Annotated in this window: 7 protein-coding genes and 1 pseudogene; 4 read left to right on the top strand and 4 right to left on the bottom strand. The window is 64.4% G+C overall.

Going from position 1 to position 3,933, the window contains the following annotated elements; translation table 11 throughout:
* Window positions 1-773 (top strand): sulfite exporter TauE/SafE family protein (locus VE759_RS15130; protein ID WP_324933839.1); only part of this gene is annotated, 773 nt, incomplete at its 5' end.
* Between the two features lie 70 nt (window positions 774-843).
* Complete coding sequence (locus VE759_RS15125) at window positions 844-1,113, top strand: metal-sensitive transcriptional regulator (protein ID WP_324933837.1); 270 nt, start codon at window positions 844-846, stop codon at window positions 1,111-1,113.
* 66 nt (window positions 1,114-1,179) lie between these two features.
* Here VE759_RS15125 and VE759_RS15120 read toward each other — a convergent pair.
* The 4 genes and pseudogenes from VE759_RS15120 to VE759_RS15105 form a co-directional block, all read right to left on the bottom strand.
* Window positions 1,180-1,335 (bottom strand): annotated as a pseudogene (locus tag VE759_RS15120) (phosphate transport system regulatory protein PhoU); the annotation flags it as partial.
* 70 nt (window positions 1,336-1,405) lie between these two features.
* A complete protein-coding gene (locus VE759_RS15115) occupies window positions 1,406-1,930 on the bottom strand; it encodes a YkgB family protein (protein ID WP_324933835.1) in 525 nt (174 codons plus the stop codon).
* Between the two features lie 19 nt (window positions 1,931-1,949).
* A complete protein-coding gene (locus VE759_RS15110) occupies window positions 1,950-2,465 on the bottom strand; it encodes a GNAT family N-acetyltransferase (RefSeq protein ID WP_324933833.1) in 516 nt (171 codons plus the stop codon).
* A complete protein-coding gene (locus VE759_RS15105) occupies window positions 2,462-3,019 on the bottom strand; it encodes a hypothetical protein (protein ID WP_324933831.1) in 558 nt (185 codons plus the stop codon). Before VE759_RS15105 ends, VE759_RS15110 begins: the two co-directional genes overlap by 4 nt.
* A gap of 126 nt (window positions 3,020-3,145) precedes the next feature.
* Between VE759_RS15105 and VE759_RS15100 the strand changes: the two genes are divergently transcribed.
* Together VE759_RS15100 and VE759_RS15095 are read left to right on the top strand one after the other, a co-directional pair.
* Entirely contained in the window at window positions 3,146-3,784 is a 639-nt protein-coding gene (locus tag VE759_RS15100) for an RNA polymerase sigma factor (RefSeq protein WP_324933830.1), read from the top strand.
* Window positions 3,781-3,933, top strand: a 153-nt coding sequence (locus VE759_RS15095; RefSeq protein WP_324933841.1) for a zf-HC2 domain-containing protein, incomplete at its 3' end; no start/stop codon positions are given. The genes VE759_RS15100 and VE759_RS15095, both read left to right, overlap by 4 nt.

The raw sequence follows: 3,933 nt of genomic DNA, 5'->3' as shown, positions 1-3,933 counted from the left end.
TTGCCGGCCTGGATGCCAAGCAGGCCATCACCACCTCACTGCTCGTGGTGGGCGTGACCGCCGCGGTCGGCGCGACAACACACGCCCGCGCCGGCCGCGTGCAGTGGCGCACCGCCGCGCTATTCGGCTCCGCAGCCATGGCCGGGGCCTATAGCGGCGGCCTGCTGGCCCACTTCATCCCCGCAACGGCACTGATGATCGCGTTCGCCGCCGTCATGATCGCCGCCGCGATCGCGATGCTGCGCGGCCGCAGAAACACCGCAGCCCCCATGGTCGGCCACCTGCCGATGGTCAAGATGGCGATCCTCGGAGCCGGCGTCGGGATGCTAAGTGGCCTGGTCGGCGCCGGCGGTGGCTTCTTACTGGTTCCCGCCCTGGCGCTGCTGGGAGGACTGTCAATGCCCGCGGCCGTCGGAACCTCGCTGGTCATCATCAGCATGCAGTCCTTCGCCGGACTGGCCGGCCACCTAGCCAGCCAACACATCGACTGGCGGCTCGCCGGTATGGTCACCGCCGCCGCAGTCATCGGTAGTCTGATCGGCGGGCGGCTAACCGTGATCGTCGACCCGAATACGTTGCGCCAGCTGTTCGGTTGGTTCGTGCTGCTGATGGCCTCGGTGATCCTGGCCCAAGAGGTACACCCCGCCCTCGGCGCCACCGCCGCAGTGACGACCCTGATCGCCGCCAGCGTGAGCCTGACATGCAGCAAAACCCGCTTCTGCCCACTGCGCCGACTCGTCGACCACCCCAATGCGGCCGCCACCGCGACCTGACAGGCGCGTCTTGCCACGCCATATACCCCCACGGGTACCATGGAGGGTACCTACACCAGAAGGGGACACCATGGTTGGTGATCAAGAAAGCATCGCCGCGGTGCTCAATCGACTTCGCCGCGCCCAAGGGCAACTCGCCGGGGTGATCTCGATGATCGAACAGGGCCGCGACTGCAAGGACGTAGTCACCCAGCTTGCGGCAGTCTCACGCGCCCTAGACCGGGCCGGCTTCAAAATCGTCGCCACCGGCCTTCGCGAATGCACCAACGGCGCCAACGCCAATGGCAAAGAGCCGATGACCCTAGCGGAACTCGAAAAGCTCTTCCTCGCTCTCGCCTGACCGGCGAGCAGGAACCCGGATCATCGCCCAACTCTGAAGCGGGCCAGCTGAGCCGCGCTAGCGGCACGACAGCAGTACCTCCCGCGCCGCGTTGCCCAATTCGACTGCGACCCGGCTCATCTCGGTGAAATGGCCGTTCACCTGTTCGGGCAGCGCGTGTTGGGGGTGGCGGCGGCGAGCGATCTTGGCCACGTGCAGCGCCAGCGCGCCCATCCGATCCACGCGCATTAGGGCCGATCTACCCATCTTGCAGCATAGTTCGGCTGCCTGGCCGGGCCGGATAGTGAGGGTATTACCGTGCGCCGGCTAGGGCGGTCGACAACGAGCCGACGCGGCGTGCCGCCAAGGCGTCGGCCAGTGTCCAGACCGCCACGCCAAGCAACGCAACGTCTTTGATGAGGAATCCGCCTGCAGGTGACAAGAGGGGAAATCCCCCTGCAGAGGCCTCAAAGACGTCGGGCGTGGTGAACAAGAAGCTGATGGTCGCCACGAAAAGTACTATCGCCATAACGCTGCCCACCATTGATGCGGTTGGCCGCCAGGGTTTGAGCGAAAGCAACAGTGCCGCCGAGAGTTCAAAGATGCCCAGCAGCGCCGAGAAGGTGTTGACGGAAAATAGGTCGTACACCCAACTGATGAAGGAGCTGTGCGCGATGAGCGGTTGAATACCCTGCGCCTCATAGGATGTGAATTTCATCGCGCCGAACCACACGATCACCACGACGAGCCCGTAGCGGGGCAGCACAGTGCCCATGCGTATCATCGTCGCGATGACCGCGGCCGAGCGTTGAGCGGAAGGGTTATCGCGAAGGTTCATCAGCACACCTTTCGTTGCGTTAGGTGTTGTTTCGGGTTTTTCGATAACGGACGATGGGTCCGAATTCGCCCGGCACCGTGGCCAAGGCCGTCATGCCGAGCCGTTCGATGACCGCGGCCGATGCGGCGTTGCCCGCGTCGACTTCGGCGAACACCTCGGTCAAACCGAGCGGACCGAGCGCGTAATCAAGGACGCCGCCGGCGGCCTCGGTGGCGTAGCCGCTTCCCCAGCTGGCGGGTTTCAGGCTGTAGAAGACTTCGAGGCCCAAATCGTCTAACCGCCGTAGGCCCACCGCGCCGACGGGGTGGGAACCGAGTGGCCGGATGAGCCATAGCCCATATCCGACGGTGGCGAAGTCGCGAACACTGTCGGTGATGGCCTGCACGATCTCGTCGGGCACAGCGGGCGTCGCGTCGAACAAGAAGCGGCGGATCCTTTGATCGCTCCAGTGCGCGACCAGGAAATCCCCGTCAGCGGGTGACACCGGGTGCAGGGTGAGGCGGTTCAATTCGAGCACCAGCATCACGCTGGTCACCGGTTGGTGGAGTCGGGCACGGCTGCGGCCGCGGCAAAGATAGCGCGTCGCGACCTCAGCAGCCCGGCGAGCATCAGCACCCAGTAGGCGCAGGGCAGCAACATGAACGGTTGGCCCGTGACCGTGAAAAATCGGGTTGCCATCGTCGCATCGTGCAGACCCACCCACACGAAGCAAAAAGCGAGGAACCACCAGGCCCAACGCTGCCCGCCGCGGAGCCCAAAACGCGCGACCACGATAACGGCGACCCCGCCGGCCACGATGTTGACCGCGCCGACCGAGCCGGTCAACTGCACCCACGCCGGGGCGTCACGTCCGGCTTGCGACAGGCTCGAGTAGGAAAAGTCCAGGGTTCCTAACCCGGTCCACCACGCGGAATTCGCCCGAGCGACACCACTCCACGTGGACAGTAGGGTGGTCAAGCCCGCAACGAGGGGAACGAAGCCGGCGATAAAGTTCAGCACCCACCCCGGCGCGGCGGTGTCAGGTGTCTTCGTGCGGGAGGATCGATCGGCGATTGCGCCCGCGGCGGGCTGGCCCGTTGATGGTTGCATGTTCGTTGGGTGTGCCAGGGATCGTCAGGCGTTACAGCGAAGCCCGATTTTCTGAGGATCGGTGTAACGATCAGCCGCTCGCAGCCAACTGAATCCACAGCCGATGATGGCTAGCATTGGGTCCGGATGACGGGGATTGTGAAAAGCGAGTCGGAGCTGATCGCGGCGCTCAGCGACGGCGACGAGGCCGTTTTCGCTCAGCTCGTTGATCGATATGCCCCGGCGATGCTGCGGGTGGCGCGCGGATACGTACCCACACACGAGATCGCCGAGGAAGTGGTCCAGGAAGCCTGGATCGCACTACTGAAAGGGATTTCGAGGTTTGAAGGCCGATCGTCTTTACGCACTTGGCTTTTCGCGGTCATGATCAACCTCGCCAAGCAGCGCGGAGTAAGGGAACGCCGCGACGCCGACGCGGAGATCGCCGCGTTCACCGGTGGCACCGTTGACCCCGCACGATTCCGGCCCGCTGACGCTCCGATGTGGCCCGGACATTGGAGGGACAGCCAGCAGCCCGCCGCATTCCCGGAAACCCCGGAGGGATCTGTGCTCGCTGATGAGCTGATCGCGGTGGCACAACGCGAACTCGCCAAGCTTCCGGACCGACAGCGCATGGTCGTATCGCTACGCGACATGCTCGGATTCGACTCCAGCGAGGTATGCGAGTTGCTTGACATTAGCGTTGCCAACCAGCGCGTGCTGCTACACCGCGGCCGGGCCGCTGTACGGCAAGCACTCGAAAACTACTTGACGGATGCGTCATGAGCGCGCGAGCAATGGACTGCAACGAGCTTGTCGAGCTCGTCACGGCATATTTGGAGGGGGCGCTGGACGAGGATACCCGGGCCCGCTTCCACGCTCACCTGCACGCGTGCGACGGCTGCGAAAACTATCTCCAACAATTTCGCGTCACC

Origin of the sequence: Mycobacterium sp., from assembly GCF_035640695.1 — a bacterium.
Lineage (GTDB): Bacteria > Actinomycetota > Actinomycetes > Mycobacteriales > Mycobacteriaceae > Mycobacterium.
This window is presented reverse-complemented; position numbering and strand designations above follow the sequence as displayed.